This is a genomic window from Kribbella sp. NPDC049227, from assembly GCF_043197265.1.
Taxonomy (GTDB): Bacteria; Actinomycetota; Actinomycetes; order Propionibacteriales; family Kribbellaceae; genus Kribbella.
On the sequence record NZ_JBICST010000006.1, the window covers coordinates 728,683 to 751,638 of the forward strand.

Consider the following 22,956-nt stretch of genomic DNA (forward strand, 5'->3'; position numbering starts at 1 on the left):
GATCACACTACTTGTTCCATTTCGGAACCACCTGTTAGCTTGGAAAGATCATTCCACAATGGAACTACTTTCGGAGGCGCCAGGTGGACAGGCTCAGCACGGTCGTCGGCGACCGGCGGCGGCTGATGAATATCGCCTACCGGCTGCTCGGCTCGGTCACGGATGCCGAGGACGCCGTGCAGGAGACTTTCACCCGCTGGTGCGCGCTGGCACCGGAGCAACAGGAGTCGATCGAGTCCCCCAACGCGTGGCTGAGCACGGTGGTGAGCCGCGTCTGCCTCGACCAGCTCGGATCTGCCCGGGCGAAGCGAGAGCGGTACGTCGGCCCCTGGTTACCTGAGCCTGTGCCTGACCTGACCGAGTGGTCCTGCGGCCCGGACACCCGAACCACGGACCCAGCCGAGCGCATCACACTCGACGAATCCGTCGACATGGCCTTTCTGATCGTCCTGGAGGCGATGACGCCTCCGGAGCGAGTGACGTTCCTGCTTCATGACGTCTTCCGGTTCCCGTTCGCCGAGATCGCCGAGATGGTAGGGCGTACACCTGCCGCCTGCCGACAGCTCGCGTACTCGGCGCGTCGCCGGATCCCCGAGCGTCCCGCCGAGGTGATGACAGCCCGGCGGGCGGACCTGATCCGGGGCTTTCGGGAGGCCTGGGAGGCCAAGGACGTGAGCGCCCTTGTCCGCCTGCTCGATCCGGCAGCGGTCACGGTGGCCGACGGCGGTGGCGTCGTCAGCGCCGCGTGGTACCCGATCGAAGGCCGCGACGAGGTCGCGCGGTACTTTATCGAGCTCGCCAGCCTCGCCGGTGAGCTGACGCTGCTCGAGCGCACCGTCAACGGGCAGCCCGGCCTGGCCGCGATCCATGACAGAACGATCGCGGCGGTTTACGCCTTCGAGATCGCCGACGACCGGATCCGGCGGATCTGGGCCATCCGCAACCCGGAGAAGCTGCGCCTGTGGACGAGCTGTGAGTCACCATGACGGGCGGACTGAACGAACGGGATCGTGCGATCGTGCATGTCGACGGACGGTCTGCGTTGAGCGGATGCGGACGTCCTGGAGGTATCAGACCAGACAGTCGGGAACCTGACGTCGGGCGGCACCGAGATCGTTTGCGTGGTCCAGGCACGCTACGCCCAGCAGCGGAACGACTTACTGCTCGGACAGTTGCCCAGAGCACCAGCACGGTCACCCAGATCGGCAACCCGTGCATCCGTGACGCGCGGTAATCACGGTCTCAGCGCCAGATTCACAATATGTCCACAGCCCAGGCCGGCAGTTCGTCCAGGATGTTGCCGGCGTGCCGGGCATCGGCCAGGCGGGCCGAGGAACACCACGCCCTCATTGCCGGCGATCGCCGAGGTGGGCGACAGCATTGCGCTTGAGAACGTTGGTGGCCGAAGTTTTCCGACGTGGAGATCGCTGCCTTCTCGTCTGTGATCGTGCCAGCTCCGGACGACCTGGAGGAGGTGCGCGAGCGGGCGCGCGCGGCGGTCGATGCTCTGAGCACCTAGGCCTACCGGCCGGAGACTCGCCGAGTCGCCGAACCCGGTCGGGCGTTCTTCGGCAAGGATGCGATGGACCGGCTGCGTGCGTGCGCACGACACACGGCCCGGACCACACACGCATGCCATGAGGGTGGTCGTCATTTCGAGCGCCGCGAGGTGACCGATGAGGGCCGCGGTCCACCGCTGATGGTTGGCGAACAGCGGCATCACGTTATGGCCGGCCGGGACAACGGATCTCCCCGCGCGAGGACCCTGGCCAGACAAGTGACCGGAACGATTGAAGTGGAGATCTGGCGAGTCATCGCACGCCACGAGAGCGGTCTAACTGACGGATGGTGGATGCAACGGGGAGAGAGCGCCCGGAGTGTGGAACTCAGCAGACTCCCTCCCCGGTCCACCTTGGCGGTGGCTGCCTGGCCCAGCCCGTCCGCGACCTGGGGTTGGATCCATCCGTCGCCAGAGAAGCCCACGCGCCCCCGAGCACGTGGTTGGTGTGGGGTGACAGCGCAGGGCGAATCATCGAAGCGAACATCGAGGGGCCCAGACCGAGGGCGAGACTTACGACGAGCGGGCGCGAGCTCACCCGGCAGCGGCACGACCTGGTCGCGCAGCTGGTCAAGATCGCCCGGGACCAAGCCTCGGTCGGCCGGCGTGTGACCGTGCAGACCGCAGAGCGGCTAACCGAGACGCTCGACGCCGCCCAGCTGCTCCGGACCGGGCAGCTAACCAGCGCGTTGTGTCACGTCGGCTTCGGGGTCGTAGACGAGAACGGAGACCCGGTCCCGCTCGCCCACGTGCGACCTCGCGTCGTACGACGCTCTCAGCTCCTCGCCCAGCCCGCGTCCCGAAGACCTCGAGGCGCAAACCCCCGCCTGCCGCGAACCGGCCACGGGCTGATCGGATCCTTGAGCAACGTCGACCGCGCAGCAGCGGATCGGTCAGGCCGAGGCCGACTACGCCGAAGCCGAGGCAGACCGCGACCAGAAGGAGCAACTGCTCGACGCGCTTCAGCACCGGATCACAGATCTCAAAGCCGACCTGGTCAGGCTCAACGAACAGCTTGAGCAAACCCGCGAGACCCTACGGCAAGCTGAGAAGAAGATCCGCGATCTTCTTCGCGGCGGCGTCAGACGGGAACTTGAACTTGCCGTTTCCATCCGCGTCCAGCAGATGCTCCGGAACGTCCTTCAGGTCGAAGACGGAGAACATCGCCACCAGATCGGCGAGCGCTTCGTGGAACGCCAGTTGATCAGGGAGACTCGGCTCGATGTACCGCGGCCGGAGTCCGTCCAGGACCGCATGACTGACCTCATGCGCGACGATGTCGAACGAGAGCGCCGTATGCATCGACGGTTGCCCGTCGGTCGCCGGCAGCCAGCCGAACAGCACCCCATTGCGCTGTCGCGAGTAGAAGGCGTTCGCCTCCACTCTGGCGGCCGGAGTCAGGAACAGCTGGGGATAACCGGAACTCCACGGAATCGGCCGGCCGAGATGCTGCTCGAACAACGCCAACGGATGCGCCGCGACGGCGAACACGTTCTGCGCCCGGAACTCGCGATCCTCGGCCAGCTTGTCAGGTTCGAGGTGCGTGCTGTCCGACCACCGGTCGGTGTAATTCCAGGGATTGCCCTCATCATGGAGAACCACCGGCGGGAACGTCTCGTTGGTACCGACCTGCACCTCGACCACATGGAACCGGTGGCTTCGCGGCCCATGCTGCAAACGGTCGGCCGGAACAGAGATCGCGGTCAGCACCGGTCCGTTCGGATTGATGACGATCGGATCCCTGGGTGAAGACCGTCATCGCGACGGTCTCCTGCCGGAGCAGATTCCGTGAGGGTGGCGGTTGCTTGGGTTGACGTCGCACCCCGGCCCCGTCGGCGACTTCATCAACCATTTCGTCAATCATTTGCGCCAGCACGACGGGGCCCTCGATCTCGTCGAACATGGCAATACGACCCCTTGCGTAGATCTGCCAACACCCCCCCGGCGTCCCTCGTCGACTGGTCACCACTCATCTCCCCCCGGCCAATAGTGCAGTGTCGCCCGAGACTCAAGCAGCCGCCCGCGTGCAGCCCCGAGCCGCGCGCGGCCGCAGCCCGTCACCTCGGTCCGGGTCGCGCCCGCGATCTGGCCGCTCGTCGTCGAGCTGGCTGCGGGGCGAGCTGACCCGGATCGAGATCCTGGACTCGACTGATGGCGTGGTCCATAGCAGCAGCTCAGGCGAACCCGCGCCCGGCGAGAGAATGATCGAGGGAACCCAGGGAGGTGACACGCAATGACGACGACACCTGAGCCGGTCTGGTTCGTGACTGACCACCACCACCCGCCGCGGCGACTGCATCTGAAGGGGTGCGAGCACTTGACGGGCGACCGTCCGGACTACACCGAGGACTGGCACGAGCCGGTCGGCGATGAGCGGCACTTGCCGCACTGCCAACACTGTGACCAGCGCGCGAAGAAGATGTCATGAGCACCAACGTTCGCAGGCTCCTCGCTACGGTCGCCGTGCCCGCGTCGCTCGCACTAGCGAGCTGCTGCAGCGGCGGTGACGGCAAGGACGCCCGGCGCCGGCCGGCGGCGCGCCGACCACCGGCTGCACGGTCGAGCAGACCGAGGAGATCTACGTCCAGGAGCTGTACGACTGCCCGGACCGGGGAACGAAGGTCTACGTCCAACACTTCGACCGCCCGGGACAGCTAAGGCCTGGCCCCGCTGGCGGTGGCCGTGAGCCTGGCTGCGCGGGGCGTGAAGCAGGCCCTGTGGCAACGGCCGTCGGACTCACAATCCCTGGATCGTTGGCTCGAGTCCAACCACCGCGACCAAAGAAGCGCGGCCACAGAGCCTCGGCGCTTGATGAGTCGCAACCGCCGGCGTTCTCGGCGAAATCTGACCGAGCAGGCCATTTCATCGCTTCGCACACTCGATTGACGCGGTCAGGCGTTGCCGCAATGTAAGCGATTGCTGGGTGAAGCGACGAGAAACCCGAGCCGAAACGGTCAAGGCTTCCTCGTTCGACTGTCGTGCGACGGTAGGCCACGACGCATACCACCGGTGGCGTCGTCGCTCACACTTCGACGGGGTGGAAGGAGTAGCGTGCAACCTTCGGCAACCATGCCTCGATGACTGCGGGATCCAAGGTTGCGGTGGGGAGGACCTCGCAGGCGGCGACGATCTGACGCCAGTCCCCGGATCGGCCCTGATAAGGAGCCTCCGGGTCGGCGACGTTCTGTTCGGCTCCGGCTCGCTGGAGGAAGTCCGCGAAGGTCGCGTCGTTCATGGAAAGTAGCTCGTTGATCATCTGGTCGGTGATTCGCGCCGTTCCGGTCATCAACGCCAGCAGGATCAGCACCGGCTGGTACTCCGCGCGGCCTAGGAACGCATCGACGTCGTCGACAGAGACGCGGAGGAGCTGGTAGGTGTTCATGAACCTCTTGACCGCGCGCGGCGTCCCGACGAGCGGCAGGAAGTCCAGCATGAAGTCGCGCTCTTCCTGCGTGAGCCGCAAGGCCTGAGGATTGAGGTCGTCCTCGGGGTTGTCCTCGGCCGTCTTCTCCTTGCCCGGCTCAAGGGCAGGGCCAACGAAGGCTGTCGCCGACGCATCGTCCTCGCGGACATGGCCCTCGCCGGCATCCTCAACCTGGAACGCAGTGACGGCCTGTCCCGGACCCGCCCGGAGCGGCTCGGACTCGGAACCGTATCGGTGCCCGGTGTCAGGTCCGGTGCGGTCCGGTGCGCCGCCCACCTCGCCGGCAAGGCTCGTCACGAGCCGTTCGAACCCCTTCGGTTGCATCGGGCGTAGCCAGAAGGGGATTTGGATGATCTTCTCGAGGTAGTTCTGTGGCGTCGGCGCGGGGCCTTCCTCGGCATCGAACGCCTCGCTGAACGTTCTCGTGAGAGACCGCAGCAGCCACCGTGAGTCGACAGCGACGACCACCACGAAGAGTTCGAAGCCGAACAGCAGGTTCACCGCCTCGAGTACTCTGACGACCTCGGAGGCCGGACATCGGTCCAGGTCGTCGATGAAGATGATGATGCGCTCGATACCGGGGAGACCGTCGACCTTCTGCGACATGTCGGCGAGCCGCCTAAGGTCGTCGCGGATCATCGGTGCCATGCCGAGGTGCCGGCGGTACTCCTCAGCCGTGCTGCGGTCGCTGACGAAGCCATACAGGCCCGCGAGCCCCGACGCCTTGGCCGCTGCTAGCTGTTGGGTCGCCTCGGCGAGGTCGTCCTGTGCCTGCTGCAGCTCCTGCTTGTCCGCGTCGTCCGCACGAAGCAGCTTGACGGCTTGTTTGAGCCCTTGGTTGACCGGTCTGAGCACCTGCGTTGCCGCCGTCACGATCGAGCCGACCGTCGCGAGCAGCGCACCTACCGGTTGGAGGACTGACGGAACGAAGGTCATCAGACCGAGCAGGACGAGACCTACGATCACCGCGCTGACGACCACGACCTTCCTGGCCTTAGACGCGGTGGACCAGCCCTTGCGCAGCCGCGCGGTGGTTGTTGCCAGCGCATCGACTTCGTTCCGGAGATCGCTCACCTGACACGTGACGGCGTCGAGATCGAGGGTCTCAGTCAGCGTCGTCGTCGCCTCATCGGGTATGTCGTCGTGCCGGTCAGCCACTTCCTGGATTGGGCGATCGCCAGCAGCGTCTTGCCTCTGCTCGACCTTGGCGCGTGCAGTCTCGAGCGTCAGTTGCGCCTGCTCGACGCCAGCATTCTTGGCAGCAATATCACGCAGCACCCGCTGGTAGCGCTCGTCCCCTCCCAGCTTCTCCTGGATCCCTTCGAACACCCGGTTGATGAGACTCGCCCACAGCGCACTGCCGCGCGCGTATTGCCACGCGTTGAACTCGACAGAGACGATCTCGCTCAGGTAGCCGGTGGATTCGTCGGGCGAGTCCCGGGACCGGTCGGCGAGGTTTGCGATGCGCAGCTGCACCTGGCGCATGAGGAAGCTCTTGCCCGACCCCCACGGTCCAAACAGGCCGATCGAGAGCGGTGGGTGTGCATCCTTCGAGGCAATCAGCTTCGCGAGCATGTCCACGTCCGCCCGGATGCCGAGATCGTCGCCACGCTCGTCGAGCAGCCCGGCGGCCGCGGCGGAGTCGGCGGCATAGTTGGCGCGCAGATTGACCCCTTCTATCGCTGAGATATCGGCGTGCGTCGGGACACCGTTGTCCGGCACGGTCAGGAGCGTGCTTAGAGGTTCCTCGAGCTCGGCGATGAGACGCTGCCTGAAGCCGTCGCGATCGAGCGCGGTGCGCAGCGCCGGGTCGAGCTGGCTCAATCCGATGATCACGTGGCGACCGTGCAAACTCGGCGAGCGCGCCGGGTCAAATAACAGGCGGACGTCGGCCAGCCACTCACGCACTGCTTTTCGGGTCGCGTCTTCCGGAGTCGTGATCCGGACCGAGCTGGCCGTATTGTCACCGTATTCGCTGTGATGCTTCAGAATCTCCTGGACCAGGGAGCCTGCCGGCACGGCACCCAGTACCTGGAGCGCCGCGGCTGCTTGTCGCACAGTCAGTGAGAGGCCGGGCGGCGGTTCGAGGGTACGTGTTGGACCGAGTTCGTCCATCAGGGCCTCATCGATCACGTAGACCGTCGCCAATGCGTTCGGGGGAGCTGTGCTCTGGAATCCCGCAGTGATGGCTGCCAGCGCGACGCTAGCGGACAGTCCGCCGGCTCCCGTACCCAGCAGTGGAAATGCCGTGCTGCGGGCCGCATCGGCCACCAACTCTCCGACTTGCCGCGCTGCCGACTCGACGACGTTGGCGTTGGTCGTATTACCTGCGGGCACCACTGCCGCGAACAGGACGGTCTGTTCGGGTCTTTCGCCGTCTATCACTCCGGCGACAACCTCGCCGAGTTTGAGCCTGCGCTTTGTGGCCAGGGTCACGCCCAACTCCTCGACCCGCCGTCGGACGCCTGTCGTCATCGAGCCAGATGTGCTGCAGGGAACGACAAGGACATCGGCCCTGCTATCGAACAGATCTCCGCGCGCGACCTGTATCCGTGAGGTTCCCGGTGTCGTCATGAACAACCCATCTCAAATCTTGAACTCGACCCAGAGCGGGTAATGGTCTGAGATGCGCCAGCCCATCTGTTGTCTGCTGATTCCATTGAGCACGTGCGGGACGAAGTCGAAGTTGCCGCCGCGATGCGAGTAGGTGAGTCCATTTAGTAGTGAGGGTGCGCCAGGTTCGGTCGGATCGCTGAACCAGGCGATCTGGTCGTAGAAATGGCGATCGCGGTCATCGTCGAAGATGGTCCGGCGGATGACGTCCAGTTCCGAGGGGGGCCACAGACCATTCCAGACAAATGCGGAGAAGCGCGGATCGTCAAGTCGGTCGAGGTTGAAGTCACCGAGGACCAACAGGTTGCGGTTCCGGTCTGTCAGGCGATCGGCCCAACCGCGCATCCACTGCGCGAAGGCCGACAGCTCGTCGATCCGGTCGGCCCGCTTCTGACCCCATCGGACATGCAACGTGGTCAGGATGAATTCGACGTTCCCGCGCACGAAGCTGGCGGCGTACGGTGTGCGGGCGAACTGCTCGACTGGGTTCATGGCCTCAGTTGGAATAACGATCTCGCCGTCCAGACCGGAAGGCCTGATCCGTTCGCTGTCGTAGACATAGGCAAGCCGTTCACCGTTGCCTGAGCTGTCCTCGGCGACATCCGATACGATGACATGGTATTGAGGCCCGAGGCGGCCCAGCAACGCGGATAGTGCTGTGGTGTCGCGGCGGGTCTCCTGCACTGCTGTCACGTCGAACCTGTCCATCACGGCTGCGAGACACATGACGGCATGCCAATCTCGTTTTGGACTGTCTTGTGGGGTCGCGTCCCATTTGTCTGTTAGATTTCCGAAGGCGCGGATATTCCAGGTCCCAATCAGCAAATTGTCGTTTGTCTTGCGCGGAATCGCCGAATCCAACGCTGTACTGATGCGTTCGAGGTCGCTGGTTACCTCCGCGGGTACGGCACCAGTGGGTGGCATTGTCGTGGTCATAACACACCGCCGGAGTAGGGATAGGGGGCGAGTATGCCAAGGCGATGATCGAGCGTGATCGGCCGGGTGAGACGCGTATCGGTATTACGACACCTTGACGTCGAAGCTGCCCCGGTCGAAGGACCGGCCGACGTCGTGCCAGTTGCCTTCCCAGAGGACAGAGTTTCCGTTGTACGTGCCCGGGGTCACGCCGATCGGCGTCGTATAGTCGACCTGGAAGCTGGTCGATGCTCCGGCCGCCAGGAACATTCGATCGGACGACAGAGCCGGCCAACGGTTATCTCGGCCGGACCAGGCTTCGTCAGTCTCGCTGAAATTGCCAAGACCAAAGAAGATCGTGACGTAGAATGGAAAGTAGCCGACTGGGTCAGGATTGGACACGTAGACGGCGTAATAGGCTGAGCTGCCCTGGGACGTGCCACTGACCCACGCCTGCGCATAGATGAACGGCGAGTTCGTCGTCTCGCCGCGAATCTTCCGCTCCAACTGCTCGCGGTCAAGGCTCGAGAACGCCAGCCCACGCTCTCGTGCAAGCTCACGGATGTACCGAATCTCCTCGAGGAGGCGGCTCACTTCGTAGTCGACCTGCTCTGCCTTCGGCTGGTCGCTGCTGCTTGATGTCACGTGATCTCCCCCTCCGCTGATCCGGCCTGCATGCGACAGGCGGGCTGTAATAGGACGGAGCGCCGACCGGGCTCGGTGATACAAGTTTCGGGAATCCATGATCGGGCTTGCTCAAAACGTTCGAATGCAGCGATCTCGCTGAAAGCGCGGTCGCCCCGGACCTTGGCTCTATCGGAGTCTTAGTGTGCGCATCGGCTCGCTGTCCATACGCGTCAAGGGTCGGCTTGCCGATCCCGCAGGACGCGAAACGCTCTTGACGCGTGTCGTGGTGGCCGGACCATCGACCGGCAAGGGGACGGTGCCAACCGGCGTCAAAGGCGAACTCGGACCAACGCCGGGTGGATCTTCGAACACAAGGTCCAACGGTCCGTCTCCGCGTGGCGTGGGCGAGGTTCGTCCGGCAGGCCGCATGAGCTCGCCACCCGCGCAGAAGGCGCGCACTTGAACCGAGAAGAGACGGACTCGGCATCGCCGTCGCGTGCCCGTGCGCGTTGGCGGGCGCACGTTCGGAGATGGTGGATCGCCATCGTTCTGGTACGTCGGCGCACCCATTGCTTTCAGCCGCTGGCGAGCTGAACGCACAGCAGTGAACGCATCGTCCGCCCGGTCGAGGTGCTGTTCGACCGGATCTGCCGCGAGAACGGCACCGAGCACATCCTGACCGCGCCGCGCTCGCCGACCACGACCGGGACGATCTGTGAACATCGCTTCGAGGACGGCTTCAACCCGCCCTGAGGCTTCAGTGCAGCTTCTGGCATCGACGTGGCGGCACGATCGGACTTCACCTACCGGGTCAACCACACAGGTGCGGCGCGACTCGTGCGAGATGCTTCGGGGACTCCCACCTGGCCCCTCCGCGGCCAGATGGCAGGTCGGCCGCTACCGTCGAGGCGTAGGCGCTTTGCTTCGACCGGAAGCGTGACGGCGCCATTGGCCAAGACTGTTCCATTGAAGTGACCGTCCACCCAAGCACGCCTTCTCGGGACGCGCCTCCTTACGCACCTCAATCAACGCGAAAGGATGGTAAGCAATGGGAACCGACGAGCAAGAGACCATCCACGAATCTCTTACCAGCAAGCGATCTCGCCAGTCATCGGCGAACTGCGGTCAGTCTCGGCTGGAAATCGGCGGTTACGGGGTTCGACCGGCGGCATCAGGGTCGAGGCCGAGGCGTGTGGCTAAGGTGCGTGTTCCTCCTCGGACACCATCTTCCGTGAAGAGCCCGCGCTCGCTCCCGCGGCCGCTACCTTCGTCGCTCCGCTCCTCAACGCGACCGCTACGCGTGCTCCCACCCCCGAGCTGCAGCAGCGCATCTCGTCGGCTACCGCCGACCCCTGCGGCTTGCGCCGCCCCGACCGACCCTCGGCGGGCGTGACTGGGATGAGTCAGGGGGCTCGTGCGGTCAAGGTGCGTGCACCCCTAGAACACCCTTCTCGTCCACGCACCCGAGCTCGCTCTGCACGCAGAGCTTCGACTGGCGGCCTAACGCTTGTCCGCTCCAGCGCACTAGAGGAGGTTAGTCCGGGCGGATTGACCATCGCCCCGCACAGCCCGGGACAGCCGGCTCGTCACTGTTCTGACCGCGGCACGGAGGACGGGGCGACCTGCGCGTCGCTCAGGCAGTCCACCACAATGCGCCGGCCAGCACGCAACCGACCAAGCGCCCGCCCGCATCATCGCATCGGTGTCCGGGGAGCTGGCATCTCGTAGTTCTTGCCCGTCGGCTCAGTTGCGGCATCGCGCAGCCTTGGCGAGTCCGGAACGGCGCGGACAGTACATACACACTGCCCAGGGCAGGTCGGTTTACTGGCGAGGTTTCAGTCGCTTGGTAGGGACGGCAGTGAGTGGATCTTCCGGCCACGGATGGCGGGGGTAGCGCGCTCGCAGGTCGGCTCGGACCTGGGGGTAGCCCTGCTTCCAGAAAGAGGCGAGGTCGCTCGTGATCGCGACCGGGCGCCGTGCGGGCGACAGTAGGTGCAGAACGACTGGGACACGAGCGTCCGCGACGGCCGGAGTGGCAGTCCAGCCGAATACCTCCTGCAGCTTCACGGCGAGGACCGGCGGCTCGACACCGTTGTACGCGAGTCGCACCTCGGAGCCCGATGGGACCCGGAGCCGTTCCGGTGCGAGTTCGCCGAACCGGGTTGCTGCGGGCCATGGCAGCAGTCGCCGGAGCGCCGAAGCAACGTCGATGTGGGCAAGATCGCGCGAGCCGCGCACCGAGGCGAGCTCGTTACCCAGCCATTCGTCGAGATCGGCCAGGAGTGCTTCGTCATCGACCGCAGGCCATGGGGCTCCGAGGTGGGCGTGGCAGAACGCAAGCCGCTCCCGCAAGGCGAGAGCAGCCTCCGACCAGCGCAGTACAGACAGACCGCTGCGCCGGATACCGTCGCGGACGGCCGCTTGGACGAGCAGCCGGTCGGGCTTTGCCAGCGGGACGTCGTTGAGCACGATCGCGCCCAGTGCCTCGACGCGCCGCGTCACGATCCGGCCGTCGTCCCAGCGGATCTGGTCGGTGGTCGAGACGAGGTCGCCGGCAATGTCGCGCGCGGTCTGCTCATCGATCGGCGCCGCTGAGCGGATCCTGGCGTCGGCGCGACCGGGGGCCCGGTCGGCGACCGCGATCGCCAGCCAGGGCGTGGTCCGCAACGGCGACTCCGGATCCAGCGCGGCACCAGTGCCACCAGACATCTGGTACGTCGCGGAATCGGCCGACCGGATCCGCGCAATCCGATCCGGATACGCCAACCCCACCACGACCCCCGCCGCAAGGTCATCCGGTACTACGCGCGTCCCGCGACCAGTCGACCCACCAACCGCCGGTCGCATTCCATCCCCGCCAGACGGGTCGACGGTCGTCGTACCCCTGCCGAGGCGCTTTGTCTCTTCTCGCCAGCGGGCCGTGGCTCCGCGATCATCGCCGCGGCGGAGGGCTCGCCAGCGGGCCGGTAGGTCATCGCCGAAGTCGCGGCCGGAGTCGTCCGAGAGCATCGCGACGACCTCGCGTGCCCGGTCGGCGCCGACCCGCGGCGTCCCGTCCAGCAACGCACGAGCCAACCGAGGGTGCGCCCCGATCGCCGCCATCCGCCGTCCCCGCTCGGTGATCCGGCCTCCGTCGTCAAGGGCATCGAGGCGGCGCAGCAATTCGGTGGCCGCGGTCATCGCCACCGCCGGCGGCGCCTCGAGCAAGGTCAGACCGTCACCAGCGGGCGCACCCCACGCCGCAAGGTCGAGGGCGAAGGCGGCCAGATCGGCGATCGCGATCTCCGGGGCAGGATGATCGTCGAGATGCGAGTGGTCGGTGGCAGACCAGCACCGATAGACCCGGCCTGGCGCTTCCCGCCCGGCACGACCCGCTCGCTGGTCGGCCGACGACTTCGAAACCCGGCAGGTGACCAACGCGCCGAGGCCACGGGATTGATCGGTCCGCGGCTCCCGGGCAAGACCCGAGTCGACCACCACTCTGACCCCGGGCACAGTCAGCGAACTCTCCGCGACCGACGTCGTGACCACGATCCGGCGAGTGGCGGCTGGCGCCAGTGCACGGTCCTGTTCAGCCCTGGATTGGCGACCGAACAACGGCAGGACATTCTGATCGGCCAACCGGCGCGTCACACCGTTGATCTCGGCCTCCCCCGGGACGAACACGAGGATGTCGCCGTCGTTATCGCTCAGTGCACGCCGTACGACCGCCGCGACGTGATCCAGCAGGCGCGGGTCCACCCGCCCACCGGGAAGCAGCGGCACGGGGACCGGCGGCGGGGCCCACTCGATCGCCACGTCGAACAGCGCAGCAGACGCGGTGATCACGGGTGCCGGAACGTCGGTGCCCAAGGCGTGACTCAGCCTGGTCGTGTCCGCCGTGGCCGAGGTCGCGACGATCGCCAGGTCGTCCCGGAGATTCGCGCGGATGTCGACGCAGAACGCGAGCAGCAGATCGGCATCGAGGTGCCGCTCGTGGCACTCGTCGATCACAATCGCGGCGACCCCCGGCAGCTCCGGGTTCTGCTGCAGACGCCGTACGAGGAGCCCTGTCGTCACCACCTCGACACGGAGCCCTTTGCCGCCGCTGCGTTCACCGCGCATCGCGTAGCCGATCCGCTGCCCGAGCGGTTCGCCGACCAGCATCGCCAGCCGGGTCGCGGCCGCGCGGGTTGCCATCCTTCGCGGCTCGGCGACGATGATCGTGCCCCCGAGCGCGTCGCCCAGCGCAAGCGGCAGCAGCGAGGTCTTGCCCGATCCAGGCGGCGCAACCAACACCGCCGTACCGTGCGAACGCACCGCATCGACCGTGGCAGGCAGAACGGCCCGGACAGGCAGATCCGCCCCCGGCACCGGCAATTCAGGCAGCAACACGCCCCGACGCTAGCCGACCACCACCACAGAACCCCTCGACAACCCGGCGCACAGCCCCATCAACAGTGTTTCTCCTGGCCCCTGCACATGCCCCAGGCGGAGAACACGATCGCGATCGAAGCGGAGCGAACCACCTCGCGGCTCACTAGGGCCTTCCGACCGTCCAGCACCGGCAGGGTCGCCCGACCGGCCCGACCGACCCGAGCCATCAACCGCGGCTGCCCGAGATCCATACCTGGCTAGGCGGGGCGTTCGGGGAGGTTCATCGCAGCAAGCCGGTGTGGGTCGCGTAGTGAGGTGATCTCCACGATCCGCCCGTCGACGACCGTGCACGCCAGCACGCCCAGGGGTTTGCCGTTCGCGGACCAGGCGACGATTCCCGGCTCGCCGTTGACGAGGACGGGTTGCACGGCTGCCTTGACGTACCCCCCGCGCCGGGCCTTCGTCGCCACCTCGGTCGCTCCGAGCTTGACGACCACACCGTGCGCGGTATGAGTGCTCCACTTCACCTGCGGGTCGAGTACCCGCAGCAGCCCTTCGAAGTCTCCGTCGCGCGCCGCGGCGAGAAACGCATTCAGCACCTCCCGCCGCTGCTGTCGTTCGCCGTCCGGGCGAGGTGTGCCCTGGACCTTCCGGCGAGCGCGGCTGGCAAGCATCTTGGTGGCGTCGGTGGACTTGCCGATGATCTGACCGATCTCCTCGAACGGCACCGCGAACATGTCGTGCAGCACGAGGGCGAGCCGCTCGGCAGGACCGAGGCTGTCAAGTACCACGACCAGTGCCAGCCCGACCGAGTCAGCGAGCAGCGCGTCGTCCTCAGGCGCCGAGACGATGTCCTCGGTCACGAAGAACTCGGGCAGCCCGTCGTCGTGTGACGCCACCGGCCGGGTCTTGCGTGAGCGCAGCACGTCGACGCACACCCGCCCGACCACGGTGGTCAGCCAGCCTGACAGGTTGTCGATCGAGGCCGCGTCCTGGCGCGCGAGCCGCAGCCAGGCCTCCTGTACGGCGTCCTCGGCGTCCGCCCGCGAGCCGAGCATCCGGTAGGCCATCGCCACCAGCCGCTCGCGCTCCTCCATGAACGCTTCCGCGACCGCGTTCTCCCGGTCCGATCCGGTCATCTGTTACCTCCCACCGACAAGTTCCGTCATGGGTGATGACGGGCCCGGAAGGGCCGAGGTAACCGACAAGGAGAAACTCATGAACCTCGCGCTGTGGATCGTCGCCGGCCTGCTGGCCGCCGTCTTCGTCTTCGCGGGCGCAAACAAGCTGTTCATCCCGTACGAGAAGCTGGCCAAGGCTCCCGGTGGCGGCTGGGTCAACCAGTTCAGTCCAGGGTTCGTCAAGGGACTCGGAATTGTCGAGATCCTGGGGGCCATCGGCCTGATCGTACCGGCCGCTCTCGACATCGTTCCGGTCCTCGCACCGCTGGCCGCCGTCGGACTGGCGACGATCATGGTGGGCGCGGCGATCGTGACCTCCCGCCGTCACGAGAGCGCGCACGCGGTGCTGAACGTCGCCTACCTCGCCCTTGCGATCTTCGTGGCAATCGGCCGCTTCGGCCCCGAATCCTTCAGCTGATCGCCCCCTAGGCTGCCGTAGGCAGCGCAGCGAGGCATCCCCGGGATGCGCTTCGACATTCCTCCGTTCGCAGCGATCCCCCACTGCCCGCGCCAGACCGACCGCCGACCGGGGCAACCGCGGCCCCGAGGACACTCGTGCCGCGTCGACGAGTAGCACGACTCGGCCGCCCAACCCTAACGCCCGAGGGCTCTGAGGTAGGTCGGTGAGATCTGAGGCAACCAACCAGTGGATCTGAGGTATCGCGATCGATGAGTCGGCTCTACCTGTGCTCCGACGGTGAAAGGAGAGCGGCGATCGGCGCCGCTGCTCCTCCCGGAGGGGATCATGGACCGCTTCTACCCGGCCGTGGCGGCCTTCGTTCTGGCAGTCAACGCCGGCTCGTTCACCATAGGCGCGGCCTTCGGGTCATTATCGGATACCTACCTGTCCGGGAGCGTCGCTCCGCACGACCCGCCGGTCCCGGAGTACCGCCTGCCGCCCAGTGATCGGCGCCACGAGGCCACAAGCAACAAGGCCCAGCCGTCGGCTGCAGCAGGCGGACACGGCACCAGGCCCCAGCAGAGCGAACCTGCCGCCCTGGGCGCTGCAGGATTGGCTCTGAGGGTGCGGTCGCCGCACGGGGGACCGCACCGACAAGCTCAGGTACAGTCCGGTTCCCTCGCGGCCAACCGCTGCGCCAGGACAGCCGCTTCTGTGCGACTCGACGTACCTGTCTTGCGCAAAATGTTGGACACATGCACGCTGACCGTCTTGACGCTGACGACCAGTTCCTTGGCGATCTCTCCATTCGAGCGGCCAGCCACGAGATGTGCGAGTACCTCTCGTTCCCGGGGAGTTAGTCCTGCCAACGCATCCGACCTCGACGGCACTTCCGGCAATTCGACTGGCCGCCGGAGATCGACGCGAGCCACTCGAGCCAATGACTCGATCTCATCCTTCAGCGGGACAGCCCCTAGCTCGACAGCAATCAGATGCGCCCGCCGTAACTCATCCTTGACAGTGAACCCCGGCGACCCGTCCGCGATCATCGCCTCTGCGCAACGCAAGCGTGCGATCGCCTCCTGCCAGGGCGCGCCGACGGCCTCACACCGCTCCGCAGCAATGCGCCACAACTCCGCCTGGCCGTCGTCGTCGTGCGCTCTCGCAACCTCAGCCTCGAACAACGCCGTCACCCTTGCCTTGCCGGCCGGGCTTAGGCGTGACGTTGTGAACGGGGCAGCCGGCAGCTTTCGGACAAGGTCGTCCAACACGGCGACCGCCCGAGCTGCAGCCGCCTCATCGCCCGCATCCCGCGCAGCACGGGCGGCGGCCGCGGCGGCACGAGCAACGGCGACAAGCTCACCCTGGTCGTCGGTGCCCAGAATCTCGGCATCCCGACCGACCAGCCAGTCGAGCGCGCCTTGCGCATCGCCCTCAGCCAGCATGATCTCCGCGGGCACACTGCTGAGGTCATCTCGAAGTCCCGCGTAGTTCTCGGAGACCATCTCCAGCGCGCGATCGAGGTGGAGCCTCGCGTCGGCCAGCCGTCCGGTCCGAACGGCGAGCGTCGCCGACGCCAATCTCACCGACGCACCCACGATGCCGTCACAACGGGCCGCCAACGCGCGCCGGAGGACTTCGCGGCATTCGCGCCAGCGACCGACCATCAGGAAGACATCAGCTGCCTGCTGGGCGACGAAATGTTCCCACGCGGACCCGAGGGCATGGAGCTCTTCCATCGCCTGCTCGGCCAACTGTGCGGCCTCAGCACGTCGGCCAACGGTGCCCAAGGCATTCAGATGCCACGTCACCGCAACTCCGACGCGGGTCGGGTCACCGCACCGTCGCCCGATACGTTCGGCTTCCATCGCGTCCGGGATCGGATCACCCGCGCCAGTCGTCAAGTAGGTGAACGCGCGGGTGGAGTGTGCCGCGGCCAAGGCAACATCATTCCCGCACAGACGCGCCGTTCGAAGTGCCTCCTCGACATGCGCCAACGCACTTCGGCCCGCCGCCGCGTCGCTCAACGAGTCAAAGGATTCGGCAAAGGCGAGGGCCTCCAGCGCAAAAGAACGCTCAGCAGAATCTGGATAGTCATCAGTCAGCCGGAGCGCCTCGATCAGATCCTCGTTCACCGCCTTCATGCCCGACTGCGGGTGCGTGAAGTCCTGTGAGGCGAGCAGCATCTCGCTTGCCAGGAGAGGTTCTGAAGCTCGGTCGACAAGCTCCATCGCTCGACTCGCGAAACCGAGACCGGCGGTGTACCGACCGGCCGTGCCGCAACTCTCTGACGTTCGACGAAGCAGATCGATGTGGTCGAGTCGCGAGCCACGGACTTCTGGCGACAACTGATCCCATAGTGAGCAGGCCCGCTCGAGGTGGAGCGACTCGACGGTTGTCGCGCGGAGCTCGGATGCACGGGCAGCAGCGACGAGCGACCACCGGTACGCCTCATCTACCCGTCCCGATCGGTGGTTGTGGACTGCAAGATCGGACGCGGCCTGATCCGGGGACGTGTCGGCCTGGGACTCGAGCACCCGCACGAACGAGGCGTGGATGCGGGCGGCCTCGCCCGGGGGCAAGGCGTTGTAGAGGACTTCCGCGAGCAGCGGATGACGGAACCACAGGCGACCCTGGTTGTCGCGGCGCACAACGCCGTGCTCCTCCGCCTCGACCAGGTACTCGGGCACCCGGTCCGGATCGATGTCGCGATCGACTCCGACCGCTGCCAGAGTGGCAAGTCCGAGAGGCCTGCCACCGACCGCTAGTACACGTGTGATCTGCCGTGAGCCGGTTGACAGCCCGTGCCAGGTCGCAAGCAGGGCGTCGCGGAGGGCGGTCGGAGCATTAGCCGGCAGCCTTAGCTCGGAGTCGGCGCGATGACGGACCAGCAACTCGGTGAGGTACGGGTTGCCGCCGGAACGCTCGTACACATCTGTCGCGTATCCAATGTCCACCGGGCCCCCGAGGAGTTCCTTCAGTTGCTCCTCTGTGTCGTCGACACTCAGCCGGTCCAGGCGGACCTCCGCGAACCGCGGCATCCGGCGCATGTCGGCGAGCCAGCCGTGCAGGGGATGACCTTCGCCACGATGCTCATCACGACACGTCATCAACAACGCCAGGCGCTGATCCTGGAAGCCGGTGATCAGGTACGCAAGAACGTCGAGCGACGTACAGTCTGCCCACTGAAGATCGTCGACCACCAGAACGACCGGCGCGAGTTGCGCGAGCCGATTGACCGCCTGATCGATCCGGGCGAGCAATCTCCCTGGGTCGGTCGGTTCAGCACCCCCGAGTGCCGATACCAACTGGGTGAACTCGTCCGCCGTCGATCGCGCCTCTGCACGGACCGGGTCGGCGCGGGTCAACCAGGTCCGCAGGGCACCGATGATGGGCGCGAATGGAACCGAGGCCGCTCCGAAGTTCACACATGTCCCCCACAGCACCTGGAAGTCGTGCTCCCCCTGACTGCATGCGTCGCGGACCAGACTTGTCTTGCCAATGCCGGCCTCACCTTCGACCACCAATGCGCACGGTTTCCCGCTCGCCGCCCCCTCCAAAGCGCTCGCGAGAAGCTCCTGCTCATCCGCTCGGCCGGCGAACCCAGAGTCGTGCCCTACTGCGGCCCCCACGGCGCCAGTATCAGCCGGGTTGCCTGGACTGCGATCCCGGCTGCGGGAAAGCGTCCGTTAACCGGATACGGGCCGGCCATCGGCACCGAGGTACGACCGCTGACAGCCCACAGGCGGCCCCATTCGCGGACCCCACGACGTACCCCACGCGCACTGCGTGGTGATGGTCGCCGCCTTTGGTTGTCTGGGTGTTGTTGACGCTTGGAGGCGTTCGTGGACTTGGCGGTTCTGCGAGTTCACCGACGGCGGGTTGCTGTCGCCCCCACGCCCGCGACAGCCACTCAGCCCAATTCCTGTTCGGTGGCAGGTGGCGAAGAGACTGTCACAGGGGCTGGCTGGGCGGTCGACGGTGGCCGACACTGAGAGTGAGGAGGCGCTCCGCGCAGGGGGAGGGCGGCTGGATGGCTGGGCGGCGCAAGGCGCTGATTGTCGCGAACGACGTCTATGAGCACGAGGGGCTCGGGCGGCTTCGCGCGCCGGCGGCGGATGCGCAGGCTCTGGGCGGTGTTTTGGGTGACCCCGCGATCGGTGGTTTCGACGTGGAGGTCGTCCGCAACGAGTCGGCACACGTGATCCAGGGGCGGGTCGAGGACTTGTTCGCGGACAGTCGGCCCGAAGACGTGTTGCTGCTGCACTTCTCGTGCCACGGCCTCAAGAGCGAGTCCGGGGAGTTGTTCTTCGCGGCGAGCAACACCCTGCCGAACCGGCTGGGCTCCACCGCTGTGTCCGCCGACTTCGTGCAGCGATGTCTGCGGATGAGCAGGTCGCGCAGCATCGTGTTGCTGCTGGACTGTTGTTATGGCGGCGCTTTCGGCCGCGGCGTGACTGTGCGGGCCGCGGGCGATGCCAACGTGCTGGACAGCTTCTCCGGTGGGAGGCTGGGCGGTGGCCGCGGCCGCGCGGTGATCACAGCTTCGAGCGCGACGGAGTACGCGTTCGAAGGTGACCGGCTCGCCGATGACCGCAGCAGTCCGTCGGTGTTCACCGCTGCCTTGGTGGAAGGTCTGGCCAGCGGGGACGCGGACCTCGACCAGGATGGCTGGGTGTCGCTCAACGAGCTCTACGACTACGTCTTCGACCGGGTCCGCGAACGGAATCCTCACCAAACCCCCAGCCGCGACGTGGAGATGCAGGGTGAGCTGTACATTGCCCGCCGCAGTCGTCCGGTCACCGTACCGGCACCGCTGCCGGCCGAGCTTCGCGAGCTGATCGACCATCCGCTGGCCGCGGTCCGGGGCGGCGCGGTGCAGGAGCTCGTCGGACTGCTGCAGGGCAGGAATGCCGGGTTGGCGCTGGCGGCCAGGGTGGCCCTCGAGCGTCTGGCGGACGACGACAGCCGCTCGGTGGCCGCCGCGGCGACGGCAGCGCTGAGTGCCGCCGCCCCAGAGCCGCGCCCGCAGCCGCAACCACAGCCGAAGCCGGCCCGCCAGGACCGGTACGTACGGTCGTGGCGCCGGCGGCTGATTTACCTGTCCGGCGCAGGAGTGATCCTCGCAGCCGGGATCGTGGTCGCCCTGCAGCTGGTGAACGACAACGACCCGCCTGGAGGGGGTGGAGCGGCGGCTGGCGAGTTCAACGAGGCCTCCCCGTGGCGGCTCGGGGTACGCGGCGCCGACGGCTGCACCGTCACGGTGAGGAACGTCGACAGCGGCCAACAGAAGGTGTTCGACGATCTCTGGGGGCCTGTGACCTTTCAGATCGCGGACACCGGCAAGTTCAGTGCGAACGCCAGCGATCCCCGCTGCATCGTGACGCATTCCGCAGGTACCGGTCAGATCGCCCTTCCCTTCGCACAGAAGGCCGCGACCGGTGACAGTGACGCGTTCACGGTGCCGTCCGGCGACAAAGCCATCGTCCGCGTCGTCGCCTTCAACAGTTACGGTCGTTGCGACTTCGAGCTGCACGACGCCACGGACGGACGCCCCCTTGACTACGGTGGGACACAGCCGGGAGGCCCCCCGGTCCAACTCGACCCCCACGGCAGCTCCAAGGTCTATCTCGCCCGCTTCTTCGGCTGCGACGTTCAGGTGTCCAGCGGCTGAGGAGCGGAGGTCATGGGCTGCCGGTGATCGTCGTGAATGCGCGAGCCACAGGCACAACCACACGGAGCGCAGCCAGCACCACCCACTACCGAGCAATAAATGGTTGGTTGGTGCAGTGGACCGGTTGGTACTGTGCCGTGGTCCGTGACATCACGCCTGGAGGTGAGACCCCATGAACGCTGTAAACGCAGTGGGTGCTCCCCGTCTCGTGGTCACGGGCGGACGATTGACGTAGGTGTCGCCGGGAGCGCCTCGAGAAGTTCGGCACTCCCGAAAGGAAACACCTATGAACCTTTTGCCTTTCAGTCCCGGCCTCGGTGCCCACGCCGTGACGATCTCGCGCGTCGCGGACAATCAATGGCACGCGATCGAGAACGACCTGGTCGTCGGTCGTGGTCACGCCTCGCGGCGGCTCGATGGCCGGACCTTCCTCAGTATCGACACCTGGCGCGACACTGTCTTCGACCAACTCGCCACCGCGATGATGGCCGATCAGCCGGCACCGCGGTACACGGTCGTCGACGAGACCGACCACGACCTCATTGCCAGTTGGGAACGTGCGGGGTTCGTGACGTGGCGCCGCGAGTCGGAGTTCGTCGTACCCACGAGTCTTCCCACGGCTGCTGCGCCTGCTGGGGTAGTGATCGCGACCGCCGACGACGTGGCCGAGGCTCCGTTGCGTGAGTTGGACCGGGCGATTCGCGCCGAGGTCGAGTCCGGTGCCGGTTGGCAGACGATGCCGGCGGAAGTGTTGCCCTGGCAAGGCGGGACGAGGCCGATCGACCCGTCGAAGTACACCGTCGCGGTCCGGGACGGTCGGTATGTCGGGCTGGTCCGGGTGGCGACGATGACCCGGTGCCCGCGGATCGGGCTGGTCGCGGTACTGGCCGCCGAACAACGGCACGGCATCGCCCGGGCGTTGCTGAGCCGGGTACTGGGCGAGCTGCACCGCTCCGGTTTCGAAGCAGCCACGGCGGAGATCGACGAGACCAACGAGGCTGCGATGGCGCTGTTCGACGGGCTTGGCGGCCGCCGTACGGGAGGCAGTCTGGAACTGGTCAACCGGCCGGGAAAGGCCTGACGATGGCCAGAACAGCAGGCGGCATCGAGGTCGAGGGCACCGTCGTCGAGTGCCTCCGCAACGCCAACTTCCGCGTCGAACTGACCAACGGCCACCAGGTCCTGGCCCACATCAGCGGGAAGATCCGGAAGAACTACATCAAGATCCTCCCCGAAGACCGCGTCCTGGTGGAGCTCAGCCCGTACGACCTGACCCGAGGCCGGATCATCTTCCGCTACCGAACCTGACCTCACCCCTACCGCGCTCGGCGGTCCCCCGCCGAGCGCGGGTTGAGCCAGCCCATGGCCGCAGTCGACATGCTGTCCGGTCACCCGTCAGGCTCGGGGCGGTCGATCGTGTCGGGCTTGGCCGGGTCGATGTCGCGCGGCCGGATGACCGGCTCGCCGTGACGATCGAGGTAGATTGTTGCCTTGCGCCCCAAACTCGGGTCCTCGCTGACGTACACGACACGCACCGCTGCGGCGACGTCCATGAAGAAGCCGATTGCCGGTGAGTGCAGGACTCCCGCCTCGGCAGATTCAGGCCGTGCGCCCGGAAGGTCTGGGGGCTCGAAGCCCTGCCGTACCAGGGTGCCAAGGATCTGTGCCTCTTTCACCACAGCAGCGGACAGGTCCGGCCAATGCAACTCGACGTTGCCGATGTCTCCTTTGGCTGTCAGTCCGACGGTGGCGTATGACGACCAGACCACAACGCCGTCCACGGTCCGCCTCGCCCGAGCCGCCTTCCGGATCACCAACGGTTCGTGAAGATGGAACTCTTCGTCCGAAACCCGCTCCGCGACCTGGCCGTACTCCGAAAGCACCTCAACGGTCTCGATCTCGCGAGGTGGGATCTTCGCCGCGCGGAGCACGCGACGGCAAGCAGCCACCGCCGTTCGGTCTGCGCCGGTCCACGCACCGAGCCTGCGCAGATGACCGTATCGGACATCCACGGCGAACAGGGTCCGGCTGTCCTGTCGCTGACTGAACATCAGATTCTTTGAGCGGATCCCGGAGATGTTCGCAGCCGACCCGAACTCTGCACGAGTGATCGTGAAGCCGGCGATCGAGGCGGCAGCATCGACCAGGTCCGTCCTGACGATGCGAGACAAGCGTCGCTGCTGCGCGGTCATGTCAGGCATGGAAACT

Annotated in this window: 15 protein-coding genes; 7 read left to right on the forward strand and 8 right to left on the reverse strand. The window is 66.4% G+C overall.

Features of this window, described 5'->3' with window-relative positions:
• Positions 1-83: 83 nt before the first annotated feature.
• A complete protein-coding gene (sigJ, locus tag ACGFH6_RS29510; protein WP_393390514.1) occupies positions 84-986 on the forward strand; it encodes an RNA polymerase sigma factor SigJ in 903 nt (300 codons plus the stop codon).
• Positions 987-2,593: 1,607 nt separating this feature from the next.
• Here the strand turns inward: sigJ and ACGFH6_RS29515 are convergent.
• Positions 2,594-3,160: a hypothetical protein gene (locus ACGFH6_RS29515; protein ID WP_393390517.1), complete on the reverse strand. Its 567-nt coding sequence runs from the start codon at positions 3,158-3,160 to the stop codon at positions 2,594-2,596.
• 631 nt (positions 3,161-3,791) lie between these two features.
• Here ACGFH6_RS29515 and ACGFH6_RS29520 point away from each other — a divergent pair.
• Entirely contained in the window at positions 3,792-3,986 is a 195-nt protein-coding gene (locus ACGFH6_RS29520) for a hypothetical protein (protein ID WP_393390519.1), read from the forward strand.
• Positions 3,987-4,580: 594 nt separating this feature from the next.
• Here the strand turns inward: ACGFH6_RS29520 and ACGFH6_RS29525 are convergent.
• The 3 genes from ACGFH6_RS29525 to ACGFH6_RS29535 all read right to left on the reverse strand — a co-directional run bounded on the left by ACGFH6_RS29525 (position 4,581) and on the right by ACGFH6_RS29535 (position 9,155).
• Entirely contained in the window at positions 4,581-7,418 is a 2,838-nt protein-coding gene (locus tag ACGFH6_RS29525; RefSeq protein WP_393390522.1) for a P-loop NTPase fold protein, read from the reverse strand.
• 150 nt (positions 7,419-7,568) lie between these two features.
• Positions 7,569-8,531 carry an endonuclease/exonuclease/phosphatase family protein gene (locus ACGFH6_RS29530; RefSeq protein WP_393390524.1) on the reverse strand — a complete coding sequence of 321 codons (963 nt, stop codon included), beginning with the start codon at positions 8,529-8,531 and terminating at the stop codon, positions 7,569-7,571.
• 84 nt (positions 8,532-8,615) lie between these two features.
• Positions 8,616-9,155 (reverse strand): hypothetical protein, encoded by a 540-nt coding sequence (locus ACGFH6_RS29535; RefSeq protein WP_393390527.1) that lies wholly within the window; start codon positions 9,153-9,155, stop codon positions 8,616-8,618.
• A 612-nt stretch (positions 9,156-9,767) separates the two neighbouring features.
• Between ACGFH6_RS29535 and ACGFH6_RS29540 the strand changes: the two genes are divergently transcribed.
• A complete protein-coding gene (locus ACGFH6_RS29540) occupies positions 9,768-9,890 on the forward strand; it encodes a hypothetical protein (RefSeq protein ID WP_393390529.1) in 123 nt (40 codons plus the stop codon).
• A gap of 1,068 nt (positions 9,891-10,958) precedes the next feature.
• On the opposite strand, the gene hrpB is transcribed toward ACGFH6_RS29540, so the two are convergent.
• Both hrpB and ACGFH6_RS29550 read right to left on the reverse strand, forming a co-directional pair.
• Positions 10,959-13,511, reverse strand: coding sequence for an ATP-dependent helicase HrpB (gene hrpB, locus ACGFH6_RS29545; RefSeq protein ID WP_393390530.1), 2,553 nt, complete (start codon positions 13,509-13,511; stop codon positions 10,959-10,961).
• Positions 13,512-13,750: 239 nt separating this feature from the next.
• Entirely contained in the window at positions 13,751-14,632 is an 882-nt protein-coding gene (locus ACGFH6_RS29550; protein WP_393390533.1) for a sigma-70 family RNA polymerase sigma factor, read from the reverse strand.
• Positions 14,633-14,711: 79 nt separating this feature from the next.
• On the opposite strand from ACGFH6_RS29550, the gene ACGFH6_RS29555 reads away from it, so the two are divergent.
• The gene (locus tag ACGFH6_RS29555) at positions 14,712-15,092 is read left to right on the forward strand and encodes a DoxX family protein (protein ID WP_393390534.1); all 381 of its coding nucleotides are present in this window, start codon (positions 14,712-14,714) and stop codon (positions 15,090-15,092) included.
• A gap of 641 nt (positions 15,093-15,733) precedes the next feature.
• On the opposite strand, the gene ACGFH6_RS29560 is transcribed toward ACGFH6_RS29555, so the two are convergent.
• Positions 15,734-18,706, reverse strand: coding sequence for an AAA family ATPase (locus ACGFH6_RS29560; RefSeq protein ID WP_393390537.1), 2,973 nt, complete (start codon positions 18,704-18,706; stop codon positions 15,734-15,736).
• A gap of 401 nt (positions 18,707-19,107) precedes the next feature.
• Here ACGFH6_RS29560 and ACGFH6_RS29565 point away from each other — a divergent pair, with 401 nt between their 5' ends.
• From ACGFH6_RS29565 to infA, 3 genes are all read left to right on the forward strand, one after another.
• Entirely contained in the window at positions 19,108-20,748 is a 1,641-nt protein-coding gene (locus ACGFH6_RS29565) for a caspase domain-containing protein (RefSeq protein WP_393390539.1), read from the forward strand.
• Positions 20,749-21,034: 286 nt separating this feature from the next.
• Positions 21,035-21,829 (forward strand): GNAT family N-acetyltransferase, encoded by a 795-nt coding sequence (locus ACGFH6_RS29570; protein WP_393390542.1) that lies wholly within the window; start codon positions 21,035-21,037, stop codon positions 21,827-21,829.
• 2 nt (positions 21,830-21,831) lie between these two features.
• A complete protein-coding gene (infA, locus tag ACGFH6_RS29575) occupies positions 21,832-22,056 on the forward strand; it encodes a translation initiation factor IF-1 (protein WP_393390543.1) in 225 nt (74 codons plus the stop codon).
• An 80-nt stretch (positions 22,057-22,136) separates the two neighbouring features.
• On the opposite strand, the gene ACGFH6_RS29580 is transcribed toward infA, so the two are convergent.
• A partial coding sequence (locus ACGFH6_RS29580) for a hypothetical protein (RefSeq protein ID WP_393390546.1) occupies positions 22,137-22,956 on the reverse strand: 820 nt, incomplete at its 5' end.

Coding starts and splice junctions, on each gene's coding strand:
- ACGFH6_RS29520 (WP_393390519.1), top strand. CDS start 3,792: ATGACGACGACACCTGAGCCGGTCTGGTTCGTGACTGACCACCACCAC.
- ACGFH6_RS29530 (WP_393390524.1), bottom strand. CDS start 8,531: ATGACCACGACAATGCCACCCACTGGTGCCGTACCCGCGGAGGTAACC.
- ACGFH6_RS29565 (WP_393390539.1), top strand. CDS start 19,108: ATGGCTGGGCGGCGCAAGGCGCTGATTGTCGCGAACGACGTCTATGAG.
- infA (WP_393390543.1), top strand. CDS start 21,832: ATGGCCAGAACAGCAGGCGGCATCGAGGTCGAGGGCACCGTCGTCGAG.
- ACGFH6_RS29555 (WP_393390534.1), top strand. CDS start 14,712: ATGAACCTCGCGCTGTGGATCGTCGCCGGCCTGCTGGCCGCCGTCTTC.
- ACGFH6_RS29570 (WP_393390542.1), top strand. CDS start 21,035: ATGAACCTTTTGCCTTTCAGTCCCGGCCTCGGTGCCCACGCCGTGACG.
- ACGFH6_RS29550 (WP_393390533.1), bottom strand. CDS start 14,632: ATGACCGGATCGGACCGGGAGAACGCGGTCGCGGAAGCGTTCATGGAG.